The organism is Rhodohalobacter sulfatireducens (genome assembly GCF_022012475.1).
GTDB classification, from domain to species: Bacteria; Bacteroidota; Rhodothermia; order Balneolales; family Balneolaceae; genus Rhodohalobacter; species Rhodohalobacter sulfatireducens.
This window is the reverse complement of sequence record NZ_JAKLWS010000009.1, coordinates 1-21,682: the sequence shown is the minus strand read 5'-3', so window position 1 is coordinate 21,682 and position 21,682 is coordinate 1. Positions and strand designations below refer to the sequence as shown.

General features: G+C 41.5%; 19 protein-coding genes. 11 read left to right on the top strand and 8 right to left on the bottom strand.

Annotated elements, in window-relative coordinates; translation table 11 throughout:
- Positions 1 to 5: 5 nt before the first annotated feature.
- Together L6773_RS08865 and L6773_RS08860 are read left to right on the top strand one after the other, a co-directional pair.
- Positions 6 to 467 (top strand): hypothetical protein, encoded by a 462-nt coding sequence (locus L6773_RS08865; RefSeq protein WP_237853521.1) that lies wholly within the window; start codon positions 6 to 8, stop codon positions 465 to 467.
- Positions 464 to 1,699, top strand: a complete 1,236-nt coding sequence (locus L6773_RS08860) for a hypothetical protein (RefSeq protein WP_237853520.1) — start codon at positions 464 to 466, stop codon at positions 1,697 to 1,699. Before L6773_RS08865 ends, L6773_RS08860 begins: the two co-directional genes overlap by 4 nt.
- Before the next feature lie 53 nt (positions 1,700 to 1,752).
- On the opposite strand, the gene L6773_RS08855 is transcribed toward L6773_RS08860, so the two are convergent.
- From L6773_RS08855 to L6773_RS08825, 7 genes are read right to left on the bottom strand one after another with little or no spacing between them, the layout of a single operon-like run.
- The gene (locus L6773_RS08855; protein WP_237853519.1) at positions 1,753 to 3,873 is read right to left on the bottom strand and encodes a hypothetical protein; all 2,121 of its coding nucleotides are present in this window, start codon (positions 3,871 to 3,873) and stop codon (positions 1,753 to 1,755) included.
- A gap of 12 nt (positions 3,874 to 3,885) precedes the next feature.
- A complete protein-coding gene (locus tag L6773_RS08850; protein ID WP_237853518.1) occupies positions 3,886 to 4,881 on the bottom strand; it encodes an AAA family ATPase in 996 nt (331 codons plus the stop codon).
- A gap of 5 nt (positions 4,882 to 4,886) precedes the next feature.
- Positions 4,887 to 6,260 (bottom strand): peptidylprolyl isomerase, encoded by a 1,374-nt coding sequence (locus L6773_RS08845; protein WP_237853517.1) that lies wholly within the window; start codon positions 6,258 to 6,260, stop codon positions 4,887 to 4,889.
- A 9-nt stretch (positions 6,261 to 6,269) separates the two neighbouring features.
- Positions 6,270 to 7,169: a peptidyl-prolyl cis-trans isomerase gene (locus L6773_RS08840; RefSeq protein ID WP_237853516.1), complete on the bottom strand. Its 900-nt coding sequence runs from the start codon at positions 7,167 to 7,169 to the stop codon at positions 6,270 to 6,272.
- A 6-nt stretch (positions 7,170 to 7,175) separates the two neighbouring features.
- Complete coding sequence (locus tag L6773_RS08835; protein ID WP_237853515.1) at positions 7,176 to 9,074, bottom strand: peptidylprolyl isomerase; 1,899 nt, start codon at positions 9,072 to 9,074, stop codon at positions 7,176 to 7,178.
- 43 nt (positions 9,075 to 9,117) lie between these two features.
- Positions 9,118 to 10,446, bottom strand: a complete 1,329-nt coding sequence (locus L6773_RS08830) for a NupC/NupG family nucleoside CNT transporter (protein WP_237853514.1) — start codon at positions 10,444 to 10,446, stop codon at positions 9,118 to 9,120.
- Positions 10,446 to 11,087, bottom strand: a complete 642-nt coding sequence (locus L6773_RS08825; RefSeq protein WP_237853513.1) for a thymidine kinase — start codon at positions 11,085 to 11,087, stop codon at positions 10,446 to 10,448. Before L6773_RS08825 ends, L6773_RS08830 begins: the two co-directional genes overlap by 1 nt.
- Before the next feature lie 39 nt (positions 11,088 to 11,126).
- On the opposite strand from L6773_RS08825, the gene L6773_RS08820 reads away from it, so the two are divergent.
- Both L6773_RS08820 and L6773_RS08815 read left to right on the top strand, forming a co-directional pair.
- Positions 11,127 to 11,294 carry a hypothetical protein gene (locus L6773_RS08820; RefSeq protein WP_237853512.1) on the top strand — a complete coding sequence of 56 codons (168 nt, stop codon included), beginning with the start codon at positions 11,127 to 11,129 and terminating at the stop codon, positions 11,292 to 11,294.
- 60 nt (positions 11,295 to 11,354) lie between these two features.
- Positions 11,355 to 12,581, top strand: a complete 1,227-nt coding sequence (locus tag L6773_RS08815) for an endonuclease/exonuclease/phosphatase family protein (protein WP_237853511.1) — start codon at positions 11,355 to 11,357, stop codon at positions 12,579 to 12,581.
- 60 nt (positions 12,582 to 12,641) lie between these two features.
- Here the strand turns inward: L6773_RS08815 and L6773_RS08810 are convergent, their stop codons facing one another.
- A complete protein-coding gene (locus L6773_RS08810; RefSeq protein ID WP_237853510.1) occupies positions 12,642 to 13,436 on the bottom strand; it encodes a superantigen-like protein SSL4 in 795 nt (264 codons plus the stop codon).
- A 245-nt stretch (positions 13,437 to 13,681) separates the two neighbouring features.
- Between L6773_RS08810 and gatB the strand changes: the two genes are divergently transcribed.
- From gatB to L6773_RS08775, 7 genes are read left to right on the top strand one after another with little or no spacing between them, the layout of a single operon-like run.
- Positions 13,682 to 15,133, top strand: coding sequence for an Asp-tRNA(Asn)/Glu-tRNA(Gln) amidotransferase subunit GatB (gene gatB / locus L6773_RS08805; RefSeq protein ID WP_237853509.1), 1,452 nt, complete (start codon positions 13,682 to 13,684; stop codon positions 15,131 to 15,133).
- A gap of 28 nt (positions 15,134 to 15,161) precedes the next feature.
- Positions 15,162 to 16,535 (top strand): TlpA family protein disulfide reductase, encoded by a 1,374-nt coding sequence (locus tag L6773_RS08800; RefSeq protein WP_237853508.1) that lies wholly within the window; start codon positions 15,162 to 15,164, stop codon positions 16,533 to 16,535.
- Positions 16,532 to 17,296 carry a triose-phosphate isomerase gene (tpiA, locus tag L6773_RS08795; RefSeq protein WP_237853507.1) on the top strand — a complete coding sequence of 255 codons (765 nt, stop codon included), beginning with the start codon at positions 16,532 to 16,534 and terminating at the stop codon, positions 17,294 to 17,296. Before L6773_RS08800 ends, tpiA begins: the two co-directional genes overlap by 4 nt.
- A 5-nt stretch (positions 17,297 to 17,301) precedes the next feature.
- On the top strand, positions 17,302 to 18,588 hold the full coding sequence (purD, locus tag L6773_RS08790; protein WP_237853506.1) for a phosphoribosylamine--glycine ligase: 1,287 nt from the start codon (positions 17,302 to 17,304) through the stop codon (positions 18,586 to 18,588).
- Positions 18,589 to 18,645: 57 nt separating this feature from the next.
- The gene (locus tag L6773_RS08785) at positions 18,646 to 19,641 is read left to right on the top strand and encodes a LuxE/PaaK family acyltransferase (protein ID WP_237853505.1); all 996 of its coding nucleotides are present in this window, start codon (positions 18,646 to 18,648) and stop codon (positions 19,639 to 19,641) included.
- Positions 19,634 to 20,713 (top strand): hypothetical protein, encoded by a 1,080-nt coding sequence (locus L6773_RS08780; RefSeq protein ID WP_237853504.1) that lies wholly within the window; start codon positions 19,634 to 19,636, stop codon positions 20,711 to 20,713. The genes L6773_RS08785 and L6773_RS08780 overlap by 8 nt, the downstream gene beginning before the upstream one ends.
- Positions 20,714 to 20,763: 50 nt before the next feature.
- On the top strand, positions 20,764 to 21,519 hold the full coding sequence (locus L6773_RS08775; RefSeq protein ID WP_237853503.1) for a ThuA domain-containing protein: 756 nt from the start codon (positions 20,764 to 20,766) through the stop codon (positions 21,517 to 21,519).
- The last annotated feature ends 163 nt before the right edge of the window (positions 21,520 to 21,682 follow it).

Here is a 21,682-nt window from a genome sequence, read left to right as displayed (position 1 = left end):
ACATCATGATTAAATCAACAATACAAGCAATTTTACTGTGTATTCTTATGATCGGCACAGTTTCTTGCGGTTCCTCGTTGGTCATCGAAAACGTTGATTATTCACAGCCGCTGGAGAGCGTTCTTACACCAAACAGCGAGAACGTTATACACGATCAGCGCTACGCAATTAAATTTTCAGTTTCACCCATTCTTGAATCTGAAGGGAGAGAAACGGTCAATGAAATACGTTTAATTCGAAATTCCGCCGGTTACTACTTCGTGACTGCCAGTGGATTCCAAAATGTATATGTATTTGCACCCGGAGAGGGCGAACTGGAACTTGAAAACAGTATTGAGTTTCTGGAGAATAATCTGCAAGAACCGGCCTTTAATCAACGCAGCAGTTATATAGAATTGGTTGATTTGTCGGACGGCGAAACGTACAGGCTTGATCAAGAAGGAATTATAGAGGAGGAGACAGAATGAATACATTTGTAAAACAGATATCTCTATTTATAGTACTGAGTTTATTCACAGGATATTCAGCATTTGGCCAACAGTCTGATTACCAGATTCAGCAGGATTTTCAGACTGAATACACTGAACTTTTAGAGCGAATTGAACAGGCCGTTACAACAGAAGCACTTGCTGAAATTGAGGATGCAATTAATGAATTGGAAACCAATTACAATGAACATACTGATATCATTAATGCAGCGCTATATCCTGAGACATTTGATAACGTTATAAGAACCCTTCGAAACAATCACGCTGAGGCTGTTGAGAATGTCACAACCATCGAAGATCTGAATGAAGAAATATCAAGCCTTGAAAGCGAATTAGATAATTTTAGATCCCGTCTTGAAACAATGAATCGGGAGACGGCAGATCTCCAGCAGAAGATTCGGGAATCAACCCAAAATGAAGCGAGACAGGCTGCTTTAATTCGCCAGTACAGGGAAAACATTGAAGAGCGAAATCTGTTTGTATCTAACTTTTTGGGAGACCTGCTATCTGAGTATCAGTCGATGGACCGGGCTCAGCGCCAGGAGATTACTGAAGCAGCAGGACGGTTGGAAGAAAATCCAGTTGACGTAATCCAAAATGTAATCAATGAGTACATCACGATGATGGAACAAGCCGAGGGATTGGAAACCCCCGATTTTGTATCCATGAAAGCCCAACATGGCTATTTTGTCGAAGTTTGGAATCAGATAGGAGAACAGCTCACAACCACATTTATGCCTGATAATCCGGAACAGGCACGTGCAAATATAGATCAGCTGCTTTCTAATTGGCAGGAATCGATAAGCACAAATCTTTGGGCTTCTCTACAGGCCGCTTTCAGTGAAAATGATATTCAACTTAATGAGTTTTCATCTTCTGATGAGTTTAACGATGCACTCCATAATTATATCGACAGCGCCTACGAAGTAAGCGTGGATGCAAACAGTGAAGAAGATTACCAGGTGTATCGAAATTTCAATTCATTCTGGAATGATACTGTGAAAACCGAATGGGGGGAAATGTTTATCGAAGGTGATATTCTTACTCAAGCACAAATTGCAGCAGTGGATCTGAAATTAGATAACTGGCGTGATGAAGCAACTCCAAAATCAAACCTCACATTTATACTATTAATTGTGAGTGTTGCCGTGATTATTGGTTTGATTGTTCTACTGTTGACGAGAAAATCTGATTCCGGATCAAAAACGTAATCGATAACAAGAATTTTGTATTAGACCGTCCTGGTCAACCGGGACGGTCTTTTTTATGGGAGAGATACCGACCGACGCAGCATCCATTCAGCGGATAAAAGTAACAGTACAATAAAGAACCATAATGCCGAATGGTGGATATACACCAACTCTTCACTTACCTCCGTCTGTTCTTGGATAACTTCACTGGTTTGTAAAAACTCGTTTAAGCGGTTCATATCATAATCAACCAGAAATAACCCCTGGGTAAACTCAGCCAGTCTGTTTAATAGTGCGTCGTTACGTTTTGTGTTTAAAAATTCGGCGGATGACTGACTCACACGAACCCTTGATTCTGCCGTGCCGATGGTTCTGTTGTTTTTCGTTGCTGTAGCCTCTACTCGATAAATACCCTGGGGATAATTTCCAATTTCAGCATAGTACGATTCATTTTGACGATGAGTCATCCTGAAAATACTGCTCTCTTCTTCGCTATCCTCAAAAATAACTTCAATTTGAATTACTGCATCCGGTTCAGGTTCCCCGCGCTCATTAAAAAGTGTGGCTTGCAGCTCTACAGCTTCATTTTCAGAAAAAACACTCTTGGCAGGTTCAATCGTAAGATTTTCTCTGTCTGGTGATGTAGATGTCCAGGAGACAAGGTTTGTTATCAACAGTTCAAAAAATTCACGGGTATCCGGGTTTTGACTCTGCTCAAACCGGTACCACCCGAAAGCTGAAAGTGAGGCACGCCTGTTAGTGGATGCATCTTCAGCAATCAGTACAGGGATTCCCGAATCGATCCCCCTGAAACTCCCTGTGAGCAGCGTTTGTGCAAGGGGAGAGGTCTGATAGCTACCGCGATAGGTATTTAATGTTGGAAAACGCTGAAGCCCATTTTGGGGGATCTCCAGAATGGGATGAGAGACAGTCGTTTGAAACGGCTCAATTTGAATATCAATCTGCTGAAAACCTATGTTTGCAATATAAAAAGCAGTCAGATCGGTAATATCATCACTCCGCAGTATTTGAAAGGAACTCGGTGCAGCAAAATAAAGAACAGGGGTTTGTTGATTTTGAAGCCATTCAAATAAAGATGAACCAATAGTTGGAAGGCCATGTAGCACAATCAAATCCATCTGTTCATCTATATCCTGTGGATTCACTCCAACAAATCGATTATTTCCTATATAAGTAGAACTGAAAAGCTCATTTTGTTGATCCGTACCAATAATCCGACGAATCGAACCGACATCCGGATGGACATCAAAAGCAAGAGAAAGAATATTCGTTTTATCCTCAAGTACCTCAATTGTAAAGGAGTATCTGTTATTCTGATCTGTAAATTCCTCTTCTTTTACAGGCACACGAATTTCAAAATCAAAAAAACCGGTTTGTGTAAACTCCTGTTCAAATTCAACAATTTGACTGCTGGTTTGAGCTGTAAAAGAGAGGTTTTGAGTTTCTATCAGTTCCCCATCTCTTAAAAGTTGAACGGTAGTTTCTTCTCCCTCAAATCCTTCCTGTTGAATTTCAGCAGTAAATGCCTGCCTTGTTTGAGTATACACGGTTTGAATATAATCGACATTGGTGATAGCGATATCCAGTACGTCCGTTGTGTCTCCAACAGGTACAGTTATGAGCGGGATTGACAGGTTCTGTGCCGCGAAAACCGGATTTCTTCCATTCGTGATGATTCCGTCGGAGAAGATGACAGAAGCACGAAAATCAGTTTCCCTTTCTCGAATATAGTCAACCAGGGAGTTTAGATTTGTTCGAAATCCATTCCCTGTAATGCTTTGGCCATCAGTGACTTCATCATCAAATAAAAAATATTCGTACTCAAAATTGCCATCCTCAGCATTTCTAAATTGATTGAGAACTTGATTATAAGACTCTAAACCGGTGAAATCACCTCGTTCTACGGTCATGCTTTGGCTGTCGTCCAGGAAAACGGCAATTTTGGGACGTTCTGAATTGGTGTTCTCTCGAACAAAAAATGGATTAAGAAGAAGTAAAAGCAGAATAAACAGAGATGAAGCACGAAGCGCAATTAGCGAATAACGTTTCAGTGGTTTTACGGAATGAAGATCTTTATAGCTCCACCAGGAAAGAAAAATGGATGCAGAGGCAAGGATTACAATGAGTAGAATAGGAAGAACCGGACTAAAACCCTGGATAAACACAACGTTCATAGAGTCCCGATTTTAAATGTTCTTCAACAGTTTATGTATGATATCAACTGTTGTTAATCCTTCTGCTTCTGCTGCGTAATTGGTAACGATCCTGTGGCGTAGTACCGGAACAGCAAGTGCTTCGATATCTTCCATCTCCACATTATACCGCCCCTTCGAGAGTGCCCTCGTTTTTGCTCCCAAGGCAAGATATTGAGACGCTCTCGGGCCGGCACCCCAGCTTAGGTATTTATTAACAAAATCAGGACTGTGCTCCGTATTAGGACGCGATTGGGTTACCAGTTTCACAGTTTTATCTAAAACATGATCAGGGAGAGGAACTTCGCGAACAAGATTTTGAATCTCAATAATCTGATCTTTTTCAAGTACAGATTCAATTTGAACATCTCTTGGTGCCGTAGTTTGATTGACGATCTGTTTCTCCTCATCAAACAGTGGATAATCCAGCCAAATATTGAACATAAATCGATCGAGCTGAGCTTCCGGCAGGGGATAGGTACCTTCCTGTTCAATCGGATTCTGAGTTGCCAGTACAAAAAAAGGCCGATCGAGATTAAAAGTCTGGCCAGATGCCGTTACATTATACTCCTGCATTCCCTCAAGCAGTGCAGCCTGTGTTTTGGGCGGAGTTCGATTAATCTCATCTGCCAAAACAATATTTGCAAAGATAGGCCCTTTAATAAACTTAAATTGTTTTTTACCGGTCTCTTTAATGTCCTCAATCACCTCGGTTCCGGTAATATCGCCGGGCATCAAATCGGGTGTAAACTGAATTCTGTTGAACGAGAGGTTCAAAGTTTCAGCAAGTGTTTGGATAAGCAATGTTTTTGCCAATCCCGGAACACCAACTAAAACACAGTGTCCTCGAGAAAACAGAGAGATCAACAGTTGGTCAACCACATCTTTTTGGCCAACTACTGTTTTTGAAATCTCTTTTTTAATTTGATTGAAAGAGTCGCTGAAAAATTGAGCCGCCTCTTTGGGTGCTTCTGGAATCGTTTCTTGCATAAATTCTATATTTGCGCTTGTGTAGAGACGTTATCAGGAACCGGGATTTTGAATTCTACATAAACCTCATTTCGCAATTCATCGATCCATTGCCGCATAATTCTGTTCTGTTTTTGCGAAAGTGCACTCTGCCTGATTCTGTCATAGTCCGTTTCCAGGTTTGCCCTGTGTTCAGGTACATTCCGATCAAGACTAACAATCCGGAAGGCCCGGTTTACATTTGGATTATTGGGATTATATGATTTCGGTTCAGAAATCTGTCCCTCTTCATCCAGGAGTAAAACAATTCTGTATAGTGCCGGATCTAACTGATCGAGGGGGATAAGACGAGCCCCTGTTTGTTGATCATAAATTTTACCGCCAAGAGGAGCTGTCTGCTCATCTTCTGAATGTCTTCGCGCGAGATCGTCAAACGACTCACCGTGATTTAATACACTGTCTCTGAGAGCTTCCAGTTTGTTAATGGCAGCTTCTTCATTTAAACTCTCATCACCGATCTCAATAAGAATGTGATTTGTTTCAATTTCATCGCCCACTCTACGATTTAGCCGAATTACATGAAAACCGAATTGAGTTTCTACAACCTCAGATATTTCACCGGGTTCAAGAGCAGAGGCTGCAGCAGAATAGTTTGCTACTAAATCATCGAGCGGCATTAGTGGTAAAAGCCCTCCTCTGGGTCCGGTAGGCCCGTCACTATATTTTTCGGCCATCTCTTCAAAATTTTTACCACCGGTTGTTACGGAATCCCTGAGCGCTAATGCCTCCTGGAAAGCCGCTTCACGAGCATCATCGAGAGGGGGAGGAATAGCCACGATTTGAGAAATGGCCACCTGTTCAGGGATAATTGGAATTTGATCTTCCGGAATCTGGTTGAAAAAGTTCACAACTTCAGGCCTTGTAATACTGATCTCCTGAATCTTGGTTTGTTGAACACGCTGTGCAGTCAACTGATCCCGGAATTGCTCCCTGAATTCAGCTCTAATCTCAACAAGGCTCTGTCCAAAGGCATTCTCAAGAGCTTGTTCACTGCCTGCTTGTCTGGTCAGTTGCTGAATCCGTTGGTCCATCATTCGATTCACCTGCTCATCACTTACCACAACGGAGTCTATCTGCGCTTTCTGCAGAAGCACGTAATTATCAACCATGCTTTGCAGAGCACTGTACCAAATATCTTCTGAAAAGTTAACGGTCTGTCCCTCAACCCGGGCCTGGCGCAGGTAATTTTGCACCTCTTCATCAACGTCCGATTTTAAAATAATTCGATCGTTCACAATGGCAACAATCCTGTCAGATACCTGGGCATCCTGTGAGAGGAGTGGGGCTGAAAATATAAGCAGTAATAAAAATGTATTGAGTCCTTTAAAAAACGTATTCATTAAAATCAGTTATTGTTGATTTCTAAATTTTTCAGATAGAATGGTTTCGATATCGCTAACGTTAGCCAAATCAATTTCATTATTCGCTTCCGCCTGAAGATAAAGATTTCGAATGTAAGCATTTGTTATTCTTCTGGATTTTTCAAGTTTAAGCCATTCCTGTATTTGAGGGATCAGCCAATCCAGTTCCGGGTACTCTCCGGCTGACTTTATATCCGTTAATTGTACAAAATGATATTCACCTTCAAAAAACTGTATGGGAGAACGTTCAGTTATTCCCATCACACTTAAATACTCATTCAAAGCAGGTATATCGGCCGCAGCCATTGATTCTGGCCAGTACATAGCCGATTCCCGCAACTGTTGATCCGGATTTACACTGTATTGTTGTACAACCTGTTCCCACGGAATACCATTCGCTAATTCGCGATTTGCATTGTCCGCCTCTGTCCGGGTTGTCGCTGTAAGGTGACGAAATTGCAAATATGTTTCATCCAACACAAAACGATCTTTGTTCGCCTGGTAGTAATTCTGTGCTTCCTCACGACTCACTTCAAGATCTTCGCTGTTCTGTTCTAGAATGAATTCTTTAATCTGAGTATCAAGCGCCTGCTGGTAATAGCGGTCCATTTTTTGCCTGAAGCGTTCTGTTTCATGAACACCCTCTCGCTCGGCATGCTGCAGGGTAACCTGTTTTCGAACCCATTGGTCAGCAAATCTCTGGATTGCACCAACTGAATCTTCCTCAAAAACAAAGGGCGGAATCTCATTCAGAGCATCATCAAGTGAGAGTTCCACACCGTCAACAGAAGCAATAATCGCATCTCCGGATGATCGTTGCCTGCTTGAGCAACCGACAGCAAGCAAGATCATCAAGAAAGGAATCCAAAATTGGGGGTTATTTCTCATCAATTATTAAAGGTTTTCGGGGTATAGTTGCAAGTTATAATCGCTTTTTAATTGATTCATGTAATTCTCTTCCCGGATGGGTTGATAATCAGTAAAAACCCGATCAAAGGCATCATCGAAAGATAGAGTTCGTTCATCATTAACATCTCTAAGAATATAGATAAATACCCTGTCACTAACGGTAGTTGGTTCAGAAAATTCCCCGGGCCTCAGAGTTTCCAGAATAGAATAGGCTGGATTCTGTGGATAGTAAGTTGAATCTTGGTGCACAGATACTTCATTAAACCGCTCAGAAATCTCATCACCGGTGAACCCATTCGAGAGATCACGATAAATATCCTGCATGATACTGTCTGAAGGGGCCGATATTTCACTATAATGATAGGTTTTTCCTTTTCTATAGTTTTGTTGGTTTGATTCATAAAATGCCTGTAGTCGGGCCCGGTCGACTTCTTCCGGGTTCCAGATATTCTCTTCATTCACTTTAAACACAATCAAGCCCTCAAGAAAATGATCAACTTGTTCAGCAAATTCCGGGAATTCGGTCCTGGTATAATCTACCAGGTTTTGCTGAATCAGGTAATCCCTGTACGATTCAATGATATTACCCGATTGCATCACCTCTTCGTCTGAAGATACGTTGTCCAACCAGTATTGAAAATCAGACCAGGTGTAGGTTTTATTGTTGAACTCAATCAGGCTGTTTTCTGATTGCGGACTTATACTACCTGACGAATCTGCTCCACTCCGAAGGAGTTCAGAAAAGTTCTCTCGATTGATTGTCAGATTACTTTCTTCAGCAATGCGATTATACAGATCTTTTTGATCCGGATTCAGTCGTCCCAGATTTTCTAATCTATTTACAATGAACTCTTCTTTTTGCTCCTCATTTTTAAAAGATCGAATTGAATCCACCTTCATAATGTGATAACCGTAACTTGCTTCATAAGGCTCCGAGTATGCACTCTCCGGACTTGTTTGCATGGCAAATTCGACCAGTTCCGCAGGAAATCGTGCACCATATCCAACCCATCCAAGGGTACCATTCCTGTTTTGGGTAGAGGGATCTTCCGTGTAGTTCTTGAGGACATCACTCCAGGAGCTGTCAGCTTTCAAAGCCCGGTAGGCCCGGTTAATTTTTTGGCGGCCGTTTCCATCTCCCTTTTTGCGAACAAAAATATGCTTTATCTGCCTCTGTGCAGTACGAGGCCTCTTTTCCTGCAAAAGAATTAAATGATACCCGAACTGGGATCGAACGGGAAGAGAGATTTCTCCCGGCTCCAGTTTGTACAATACATTTTCAAACGGTTCGATTGTGGTTCCGGCTGTAATCCAGGAAAGTTGTCCCCCAACCGGTAGCCCTTCTCTTTTGGATGAGTGCCGTTCGTTCATCAGTTCAATGTTTTCTCCATTTAGTAATGAGTCACGTACACTTGTTAAAGTATTGTACACCTCGGCGGTATCACCGGGCAGGGCGGCTTCGGGTAACTCTTTTAAAATATGAAACGCTTTCAACTCGTGGTTAAAACGGTTTTTGAACGTCTCAATTCGTTCTCTTTTTATCTCATTTTCAATCCAAAACCGATTGGCTATTTCCGAGGCGTATTCGTTAAACTCGGCAAGAATAGTAGAATCTCTATTAAATCCCTTCTGGTAGCCCTCATACAGTTTTAAACGATAATTGATATACGACGGATAAAATTCAAGGATCTCTGTAGAATCGATCTCTTCAGCGTTTCGGTTTCGATTTAAATTTGTTTTGAGTTCTTCAATCGTTACCGGTTCATCTGCAATAGTGGCGATAACGTTTCCCGGAACGTCATTTGTTGGTATAGTTTCAGAGATTTTGCAGGATAGAATCGTTATGAATATCAATCCAAAACACAATAACTGTTGTATTCTCATGAGCGATTTTCGCACGTCTTCAAAATGAATATTTCAAAATTGATTAGTAAAGCATACCCGCGATGGTGGCTGTCATAAGATTAGCAAGCGTACCGGCCAAAACCGCAAGTAAACCGAAACTTGCAAGCTCAGACTTTCGGCTGGGTGCCAATCCACCAATACCGCCAATTTGGATGGCTATCGATGAAAAGTTTGCAAAACCGCAGAGGGCAAATGTGGCCATCGTAATTGTTTTAGGGGAGAGTGTGTTTTGCTCAACCATATCGGCAAGCTGCAAGTAGGCTACAAATTCATTTAATACTACCTTTGTACCGATAAGAGATCCCATATTTATGGCATCTGCCCACGGCACTCCCACAATAAAAGCGATTGGGGCAATTACCCAACCGAGAAGTGTTTCAATAGTTAGTTCAAAACCTAAGGCCTGATTTAACCCTACTAAATTTCCAATCTCTGCTAAAAAATAGTTTCCCATAGCCAGCAATGCTATGAAAGCCAATAACATAGCGCCTACATTTGCAGCTAATTTTAGGCCAACACCGGCACCGGTAGCCGCTGCATCAATGCCGTTAGCATCCGTCTTCTCCACACTCATCTCCACATCACCTTTAGTAGCCGGTTCAGAAGTTTCCGGGAAAATAACTTTTGCAATAACTAATGCAGCAGGTGCGGCCATCAGGCTGGCTCCCAAGAGCTGCTCGGCAAACATCAGGCGGCCCACATCAAGTGATACTCCCTGCGCTGCACTGTAGGAATTTCCAAGCATCTGAACGTAAGCAGCCATTACTCCACCGGCAATGGTAGCCATTCCACCTGTCATGATGGTCAGAAGTTCTGATTTCGTCATTTTTTCGATATAGGGCTTAATCACAAGTGGTGATTCAGTTTGACCCACAAAAATATTCGCAACTACTGAGAGCGACTCAGCTCCCGAGGTACCCATCAGTTTCTGCATACCGGATGACATCCAGCTCACAACTTTTTGGAGGATCCCATAGTGGTATAGAATGGCCGTTAAAGATGCAAAAAAGACGATTGTAGGTAGAACCTGGAACGCAAAAAAGTTCCCCAAACTACCTTCCATTCCGGGACTTTTTGCAAGATCACCAAAAATAAATTCAGCGCCTTCGGTCGTAAAATCCAGTACGATCACAAAAAAGCTGGATACCCAGCTAAAAAATGCTTTGGGCCAGCCGAGGGGAGACCAATATTCTGCCATTACTGAACCCTTGAGGATAAAAACAGCCAACACAAACTGGATACCGAGTCCCGTGCCAACAAGTTTCCAGTCGATAGCCTTACGATTATTGCTGAAAGCTATTGCGATGCCAATAATCGCTATCATTCCAATAGCGCCTCTGAGTATATCCATTAAGTTGTTTTTTCGTTTTCTGTATCTGATGTAGTTTGATTCAACGGAGGGAGTGTCTTTCCACGCTTTTTATCTATCGGTGGACGGAAACAGTGGCGAGCTCGTGGCTCATAAGAATCTTTTTCACCAACAAGAACTTTGTCATCATTTTCAACAACGCGCTGTGAAAAATTGGCCATCATTCCGCTTTCCGCACAGATAGCATGAAGTTTGGTAACATACTCAGCAATAGCTAAAAGTTGAGGCATCGGTTCAAATGGGCGTCCCTCGTAGTCCATGTCCAATCCGGCGATGATCACTCTTTTGCCATCATCAGCCAATGTATTTGCAACCTCAACTATGCGATCATCAAAAAATTGGGCTTCATCAATGCAAACAACTTTTGCGGATGATGTTAATAGAATAATTTGATCTGCGGTATCTACGGTTAATCCAGGAAGTGCTGTTTCATTATGCGAGACAACCTCCGAATCGCTGTATCGGTTATCAAGTGCAGGCTTTACGATCACCACTCTTTGCCCTGCAATATGAGCGCGTCTTGCCCTTCGAATCAGTTCTTCTGTTTTTCCGCTAAACATTCCCCCGCAAACAACTTCGATCCACCCAGCGTGATTGGGAAGAAAAGACGGTTCATTAATCATATATGGTTTAAGCCTGCATATTCTAAAATGATTTGATGGATGGAATATATCCCGCTCAAATCAAAACAGAAAGAGAAGAATTTACAAACTGTTTTTGCGCTTGTTAAGCAGCATGTCTTATACTTTACAGGCGGTAACCTGATGATGTATCTACCGGCTGGTGATTTTTTTCTTCATCTACCGGTTTCTACCTCTAAAGCACAATAACTCGAGAGCCGAGATGGCCTCGGCGGGCGATTATTTAAAAAATTCGACGACAAACAGGCTATGATTCAACGATTCTTTTACGGAAGGACTCCCCGGAAAATTGGTTTTTTAATTCTATTTATCCTTTCCACAGTTTATTCAGCCAATGCGCAGAATCTCCCTGATCTTACGTTCCAGGAGATCTCCAAAGACAGTACATTTGATGTGGTAACCTGGAACATTGAATGGTTCGGCAGCGAAACAAATGGACCGGATGACCTCGACTTGCAGATGAAGAACGTCTTAGAAGTAATCAGAACGATCGATGCTGATCTTTATGCCTTCCAGGAGATAGTGGATAAACCCCGTTATTTTGCACTTAGAGATAGCCTGGAAGATTTTAGCGGTTTTTATTCCAGCTACTCCCAATCACAAAAAACTGCTTACATGTTCAGAACCTCTATTATCGATTCACTGGATTCTGGCCTGTTGGAAGCTCAACAAAATGAATCTGATTGGGCCGGAGGGCGCTTTCCACTTTTTTTTGAATTTGATCTGACGATTGGTGAGAAAACGCTGCGGGTGTTTACATATAATCTGCATTCAAAAGCATTTGCCGATCAAAATTCCTATAACCAGAGGAGCAATTCCGCAGCATCATTAAAAGAGTACCTGGATCGTTCACGAAGCAATGCCAGTGTGATCATTTTGGGCGATTTTAATGACGGGCTGACGAAATCGACATTTCAAAATGAACCATCACCTTATGAACATTTTGTGCAGGATGAGTTTTATCTGCCGGTAACACTGCCGCTAGAACAAGATGGACAAGCCACTTACCTGTCTGAAGAGTTTCGAAGTTTTATCGACCACATAGTCGCAACGAATGCCTTAAAAAATATCCATATTGATGGTGCTCAACAGGTTGCGGATATCAGCTATATCGAAAATTTTGAAACCACAACTTCAGATCATGCTCCCGTTTGGACACGTTTTGATTTTACCCGGGATTTTGATGATACCTATGAGGAGCTCCCCGAAAAGTTTTTGGTAGGGCCTAACTATCCCAATCCGTTTAACCCAAATACAACTATCCCTTTTGAACTGGATGAGCCAACCGAGGTAACCCTGACTGTCTATGATATTATGGGCAGAACAGTTTCTGTTATCTCAGACAATCAATCATTCAATGCCGGAGAACATACACTCACATTCAATGCTGAGGGATTAACGAGTGGAATTTACATTTACCGAATGGAACTGGGAACAGGGGAGAGCCGAACTCAAAAAATGACATTAATTAAATGAATCCCTCTCCAGAGGCAAACCTGCTTGAAGAGAGATTCATTTTATAGCTGATTAGAATATCTACCTTACATGATCGATGAGTTCCCAAACTTCAGACCGAACCAGGTCTCGTGTTTCGGCAAATGTTTCATTAATCTCATTGATATCCGTATCGGGATGGCTTTGACGGATAATTTCTTCTGTAAAACCAAATTCAAAATGACGCAGGTCTGAAAAGTAATTTCCGGTGGCAAAGTTATAGCCATATTCAGTTCCGCCGGGCACAATTAAACTAAATAACTCCCAGCCATTCATTTGGTCGATATCCATTCGATGCCTGTGAATCGGTAGAGCCACTTCATCTTCCATCATCTGGTAAGTGTATTCCATTCCCAGCTGAACGTCCATATAATCCATCACAAAATATTTACTTGCCCGAGAATCATTCTCAGTAAGAACACTGTTGTTTATTCTCCAGAGTTCAGATCGGTAGGGGATGAGCCATTTTTGGAACTCGTTCGTTTCATCAGAATCCGCTAATTCCGACATCCGATCTATTATCTGTTCATTTGAATCATCGAAATCTTCCAGGTCATCACTCAGGGAAACGAACACATAATTGTATGAGGGATCTTGCGTACCGGGATACGCTACCTTGTAGATATACCATTCAGCAATAACATCATCCCTTATACGTGATTCCTGTACAGGTTTGAGGATATTGGAAATGTGGTTTTCAAACTCAGGAATATCATTTTTTTCAACATTTATATAATCAATGTGCATGTAATATCCCTCAGTTGATTGAGACATTCCCAGTTGCGTGATTAGTGCGAGCATAAGCAATTGGATAGAGAAGAGAGTTATCTTATTCATACCAGTATTCCCTTTTAATTTGGGTTTACTTTAATTAACAAAATAATTCAAACATATAGTAAATAATCTTACTCAGAATATTAAAAAAGCGCTTTTTAGAATTGAAATAAATTAAGAATCAGCTGCTTTATGTTGAACTTAGAACCAGTTACACAAGTTTGAGAGTTTCAGATACATTCTTTGTTACATTCTATTTATACTTTGTTATCTTTAACTTTTATGAATTTATAATCTGAATAATTGTAATGCCTACGATAGCGAATGAAAAGTACGAGGCGGTAATTGGCCTCGAGGTTCACGCTCAACTACTAACAGACAGTAAGGCTTTTGCCCCCGTCTCATCAGAATACGGGGGGGCACCAAATACACAAGTTACTCCACTCTGTTTAGGACATCCCGGAACACTCCCTGTTTTGAACGAAAATTTAGTTCGCTATACCATTAAAATGGGGCTTGCTACAAACTGTAAAGTTGCTGAAAAATCAATTTTTGCCCGTAAAAATTATTTCTATCCCGATCTTCCTAAGGGTTACCAGATTTCTCAATATGAAACACCCATTTGCTATGATGGTCATATTCATATCGAACTTGATGATTACGACAAAAGAATCGGGCTTACTCGAATTCACATGGAAGAGGATGCGGGGAAATCCATTCACGACCAGGATCCCTATCATACATTAATCGACTTGAACCGGGCCGGAACACCTCTCATAGAAATTGTTTCTGAACCGGATATTCGAACTCCGGCTGAAGCATATGAATATCTCAAAAAGATCAAACAGATCGTTCAATATCTTGAAGTATGTGACGGTAACATGGAAGAGGGTAGTCTTCGGTGTGATGCCAACGTCTCCATTCGTCCACGTGGACAGGAAGAGTTTGGTACACGAACGGAGCTTAAGAATATGAACTCATTCCGTAACGTTGAGCGTGCATTAACGTACGAAATTGAACGTCAGATCGACCTCGTTGAATCCGGTGGCGAAGTTGTCCAGCAAACACTGCTTTGGGATCCGAATAAACTGGAGACCCGGCAGATGAGATCTAAAGAGGAAGCTCACGATTACAGGTACTTCCCGGAACCGGACCTGCCTCCGATTATTGTTACATCGGATTTGTTGGATGAGATAAAAGAGGAACTGCCAGAACTTCCGGATGTTCGGTTTGAACGATTTGTGAAAGACCTTGGACTAAAGGAAGATGATGCTGAAATTCTTACAGAGTCGAGATACCTGGCAGACTATTTTGAAGAAGCCCTTGATATTTTAGATGATCCGAAAGCGATTGCTAACGTTGTTTTAACAGAAGTTTTACGGGTATTGAATGAGAAAAGTATATCCATCCTTGATTTCTCAATCACACCGGAACGGTTAACGGAGTTAATCCAGTTGAAGAAAGATGATAAAATTAACTCATCTGCAATGCAGTCAATCTTTAATGAAATGCTTGAAAACGGTGAATCGCCCCTTGAACTTGCAAAGAAAATGAACCTGATTCAGGTTTCGGATTCAGGTTTCCTGGAACCAATTATTGAGGATGTTATCGAATCGAATCCGGATGAGGTAAAACGCTACAAGGAAGGCAAAAAGGCGTTGATTGGATTTTTTATCGGCCAGGTTATGAAAGAATCAAAGGGGAAAGCAAATCCCAAATTAGTACGGGAACTCATTTCCAAAAAACTTGAATTGAATTAATTCGGGGATACACGCACCTTACAGGTACATGAAAGCTCAAAAATTAGCACTACTGTTTCTGGCATTTTTTCTTTTCTCCTGCTCCGGAGATAATGAAACCAACGAAAATTCAACAATAATTAAGGGTCAAATCACTGTTGATCCAGAATTGGATGATACCGGTGATTACAGCGGAATTGAGATTTTTGCTTCTATACGTACATCGGGAGAACAAAGTGATACGCTTTATTATGCAGTAACAGATTCTACCGGTCATTTTTCTAACAAAGCCACTTTTCCTGAGAAAGATATCTATCCACTCTTGATATCGCGGAATAACAATACGTTTGGTGTTATAAATGTTGTACTTGCCAATAATGATACTGTAAATGTACAGGGACAACTCCCCGATATTGAACAAAGTATTGAAATTGATTCCCGCGAAAATGAGGTTTTGGATGTTTTCCAGAGGGTTGAACGGAATTTTGCCAGGGTTGCTCAATTCATCAATGCCGGGGCTTTCTCATCAGACAGTGTTCGTATTGAAATCAATAAGTGGAGTGATATTTATTGGGATATATATGAAAAATATCCTCAAACTTTTGGTGCAAAACTGGCCGGGGAGACGTCTGTATCTATGCTAAGCGGATTCAACGACTCGTTGATGATCCAGCGATCTAGTCAGTTAATACAAGACTACAACGATATTTTACCCAGCACAAGATCCACGCTTCTTGAATATTATGCCGAAACAGAAGGACTGGATAGAGCTCTCACGTTTATTGAAAATTTAAAAAGCAAAGAAATTGGCCTCGAAGATCAAATGGATCTTGAAATGGAGCGTATTGAACTACTTTATGACAGTTCAGAAACGTTGCAAGCCACACAAGTACTCGATCAGTTTAAAGAAACGTACGCTGAGTACGACGCAGCTATGGAATGGGCAGAAGACATCAGTTACGATCTTGAATTCCTGGCGCCCGGGTATGCCTTTCCGAACATAGGGTTCCGGCTTTTGAATGGTGATTCACTTAACACCCGGGATCTGTTGGGCAACCCCTATTTGCTGGAAATTACAAGACTTGATAATGCACTCTATCAACAGCAATTTAGCCGGACGGTTGCAATACACCAGATATATAAGAATTTTGAATTGGAGATCGTCACAATTCCACTTGCAAACACCGCAGTAACTGTAGATGCATTTTTCAATGAACGAACGCAGCTATGGAAAGTGGCACACCCCAATTCATTTGATGCTGATCAGCTCATTGAAAGATTAAATTTAAACAGAATACCAACACGGTTTTTAGTTGACAGCGACGGTAACATCATACGCAGATATGTAGGTGAAGAGTATGATGATATTGTTCGCGGACTCCAACAAATAACAACTCAAACAGAAGAACAAACAGATTTATGAGAACTTTATTAATAGCAGGAAACTGGAAAATGAATGCAGGCCCTACCGAAGCCAAAGAGTTAGCTGATGGGATGGTTGCTGCAAGACAAGGAAAAGATGACTCATCTGATATATTAATTTGTCCTCCCTTTATTTCAATTCCGGCAGTTGCTGAGTCTTTCAGTGGTTCACATCTGAAAGTGGGTGCCCAAAATGTGCATACTGAGGATAACGGAGCGTTTACCGGTGAAACCAGTACCTCGATGTTGAATGACACCGGCTGTGAATACGTAATTGTCGGACACTCAGAACGTCGAGAATATTTCCACGAAGATGATGCACTGATTGCCCAAAAAGCTAAAAAAGTCTTGACCGACGACCTGAAAGTAATTGTTTGTGTTGGCGAGAAGCTTGAAGACCGTAAAAGCGGAAACCATGAAAACATAGTTAGAACACAGGTTAAAGCCGTTCTCGATCACGTTGATGCAAATAATGCCGATAACTTCGTGATTGCCTACGAACCGGTTTGGGCTATTGGAACCGGCGAAACTGCCACACCAGAACAAGCTCAAGAGATGCATCAATTCATTAGAAGCTTGCTTGCTGATGCATGGGGCGAAGATGAAGCTGAAAAAATTCGTATTTTATACGGCGGAAGCATGAAGCCGGCAAATGCTGAAGAGTTACTCTCACAAACAGATGTTGACGGTGGGCTTATAGGCGGAGCCAGCCTTAAAGCGGAAAGCTTTAGCGACATCATTGATATTGCTGAATCAATCTAAATTGAATGGATACCTATAACGTTTTACTTATTGGCAGTGGAGGCCGAGAGCACTCCATTGCCTGGAAATTGGCTCAATCGGAAAGACTTGGAAAACTGTATACGGCACCCGGGAATCCCGGAACCGCTCAATATGGTACAAATGTAAGTATTGACCCTCTTAAATTTGAGGAAGTTGAAAGTTTTGTAACCGATAACAAGATTGAGCTTGTCGTTGTAGGCCCTGAAGCTCCGTTGGTTGCTGGTATTGCCGATTACCTATCAGACAAAAACATTCCCGTTTTTGGTCCTAAAGCGTCGGCAGCTTTGCTTGAGGGCAGCAAAGAGTTCGCCAAAGATTTCATGATGAAATATGAGATCCCAACAGCAGATTACGCTGTATTTGGGTCGGAAGAGTTCGATGATGCCCTCAAATTCATTCAATTAAAAGACTCTTATCCAATTGTACTGAAGGCAGATGGATTAGCCGGTGGTAAAGGAGTCTTTATTTGTGACAACGAAGAGGAAGCTCAAAAACGACTTAACAAACTCAAACATGATAAATCGCTATCTGAGGCTGCCGATCGTCTTGTAGTGGAAGAGTTCATGGAGGGAGAGGAAGCTTCCGTTTTTGTAATTTCTGATGGACACACCTCGCACGTCATTCACAATGCACAAGATCATAAACGAATAGGAGAGGGCGATACAGGTCTCAACACAGGAGGAATGGGAGCTTACTGCCCAGCCCCGGTTTTGACAGATGAGATCCTTGAAGAAGTTCGGGAAAAAATTATTAATCCAACGATAGCAGGAATGCAGCTTGAAGAATCGGCCTACTCGGGTATTCTTTATTTAGGATTGATGATAACCGACGATGGCCCCAAAGTTGTGGAGTACAACTGCCGGTTTGGAGATCCCGAGTGCCAGGTTATTTTACCGCCGCTCGAAAACGATCTTTTGGATCTTTTCCTGGCAACAACTCAGCAGCGATTGGATGAGAAATCAATTCATATCAATAACGACCATTATTGTTGCGTGGTTTTAAGCAGTGAAGGTTATCCCGTTGAGTACGAAAAAGGGAAGGAGATCACCGGTATCGATGAGGTTGACGAGGGTATTTTTGTATTCCATGCCGGTACTACCCAAAAAGATGGTAAACTGCTTTCTAATGGTGGCCGTGTACTAAATGTTGTGGGCAGTGGAAATACCCTTCAACAGGCCATCGATAAAACCTATAAAAATATCGATCACGTTCAATTCGAAAATCGATATTACCGTAAAGATATTGGACATAAAGGGTTGCGAAGACCTTAGATAATAATTCTCATCTCTTATCACCTTCTGAAGCATTAATTTTGATGCTTTTCTGATATGAAAAATCCGGAGAAAGCGATCGAACTCATTTTCGATTTATCCATTCCATTTGAGGAAAGATGTTCGAAAATTTTTGAATTTCAATCATTGTTCAATTCCATTTATGGAAGGTTCATCGAGCCATTTGGTTTAAAACCAACAGACAAACCTGATCCACAGGATATCCCGCTCTTTCCGATTAGAGGATTTAAGGACGGAAGAATTCTCATCGAAACGGATAAAGAACCGGACCTTATTTTTAAAAGTAGCGGCACTTCCAATATGAGTAGAAGTATTCATCGTATATTGAGTCGACAAATCTACGAAAAGGCCATACTTGAAGAGTTCAAAAAACATTTTCCGTTTAACGAATATATCGTGCTTTTTCACCTCCCCGGATACGATCAAAATCCGTATTCCTCATTAATATGGATGGCAAATTATTTAATAAAAAGTGATCCGTCCGGTAGCAGTCAGTTTGTAACCAGAGAGAATTTGGATGAACTGAAATTTCAATTTCAAAATAGAGAAAAGAAAATCCTTCTATTTGGGGCTGCATTTGGTTTGATGGATATTATTGAATCAGGAAATTTTGAACCGGTCGAACATTTAGAAATTTTAGAAACAGGAGGGATGAAGACTCATCGACGGGAAATGACGAAACCGGAACTTAGACATGCGCTTTCAGATGGTTTTGATGTAGCAACAGACAATATCCACTCGGAATACGGAATGTGCGAGCTTTTAAGTCAGATGTATGCAACCGGTGGAGAATGGTTTGAAACACCACATTGGGTTCAGGTGAGTATCCGTGATCCGAAAAATCCATCCAGAATATGTGAACCTGGAGAGGAGGGGAAAATTGGAATCATTGATTTGGCTAATATCCATTCTTGTTCATTCATTCTTACTGACGACAGGGGAGTGATGGACCATAAAGGACGATTTAAAGTGCTCGGCAGGTGGAATCCCGAGGATCTTCGAGGTTGCAATTTTTTGATCGATCATGAGTGACCTGCAAATACATATCGAATCTGTATCAAAAGCGATTGATGAATGGCTTCAACCGGATAATTCTGAACTAAAAAAAGCAATCGATCGAACTGTAGAAGAAGGTTTATTTAGTTTTCAGGATATCAAACATCAGATTCTAGTTCTGAAATCAACCCTCCAAAAAAAGAACCTGGAAATTTGGGCTGAGCGATCCGGGCTGGAGTACAACTCCCTGAAACATAATCATATCTTATGTCTTCATGCAGGGAACTTGCCTCTGGTCGGTCTCCAGGATCTTTTAGCTGTGGTATTAGCTGGAGGGGATTATGTTGGAAAAATTTCAAAAAAAGATCCATACCTGTTGCCAACACTTATAAAAAAACTTAGTGCATATGATCTGATCAAAGAGGATCAGTGGAGCACAGATCTCAGTGCATTTTCAGGGATCCCAATGAATGCTGTTCTTTTTGCCGGTTCAAAGTCATCAGCGAAAGAGGTGAAATCATCTTTACGTTCATTAAATATGATTGATGACCAGACCCCCACCTTGATGCGTATAGCTCATTTTTCAATCGCTTTTATTGAGGGCAATGACACTCAAACCATGGAAGATTTAACGGAAGCTGTTTTTCGGTATGGAGGAACGGGGTGCAGGTCTGTCGCAATTGTTGTGGCTCCCTATCATCTGGACTCAGAAAAATGTGAATTTACGGATTACGTAGAATCTTTTTGGTTAAAGAATCCTCAGCATCAAAAACCGGATGAGTCTTTATTTTACAGGTATGCCTACAACAAGGCACTCGAAATTCCACAGGCTTGGCTGAATGATTTTTTGATCGAAGAGAAACTCTCTCATCCCAAAGAAAAATTTTTGCTCTATTGGATAAAAGGTGATTTTGATACTCTTTCAAACCTGGTCACCAAATATGCAGATGGTTTGCAATCCGTTTATTCAACATCAAGATATATTGGAGAAAAGCTTGAGGACTATCATATTGAACCGTTATCGCAGGCTCAGGCTCCTCCAGTGTGGTGGAAACCGGATCAGATCGATACAATAAATTGGTTGCAAAAAAAAGTGGCACATCATTAAAAAAACTCACAGTTTAAACAATCATCATTTAACACATAAACTTTTGGAACATGGCTCGATTTATCACCTTAACATTATTAGTAACTTTACTTATTTCTTCACTTTCATGTGCTCAAAATGAGAACATTGAACCTGAGAACTCGGTGCTTCTATTTACAAGAACCGAAGGCTGGAGGCATGCATCAATTGAACCGGGTGCAATGGCTGTAAAAGAATTAGGCCGGGAAAATGGTTTCACTGTCACATGGACGGAAGACCCTTACAGCTTTTCTGAGGAAAATCTGGCAAAATATGATGCCGTTATATTTTTGAACACTACTTTGGATGTTTTGGATGAACCGGAGCAGATTGCGTTTGAAAACTACATTCAAAACGGTGGTGGATTTGTTGGTATGCATGCAGCGGCAGACACCGAATATGAATGGCCATGGTATGGCGATTTAGTAGGAGGCTGGTTCAATAGCCATCCGAGTGATCCAAACGTTCGTGATGCAACTGTACTTTTGGTTGATGGAGATCACCCAGCTACCGAACATCTTCCGAATGAATGGAATCGGGCAGACGAATGGTATAACTATAAGTACTTCAATGAAGGCACCAATACACTCCTCGAACTAGATACGGACAGCTATGAAGGAAGTGAACACCCGGGCGACCACCCAATTTCCTGGTATCACGAATATGACGGTGGACGTGCATTCTATACGGGCCTTGGCCATACTTCAGAATCTTTTTCTGAAGAAGCATATCTGCAACATATCCTCGGTGGTATCAACTATACTATGGGAGTCGCTAACGCAGACTAAGCTCAGACTTAATTTTAAAATATCTTTTTTAAATGTATGAGGTTTATATGTTCAAGGTTTAAGGATCTCTGTCTATCCCTAGCATAGCTTGACCGGTTAAATACCAAGTTATGAACACACGAAAACTAAATAAACGCCGCAAATTCAGCGAACAAATACGCCG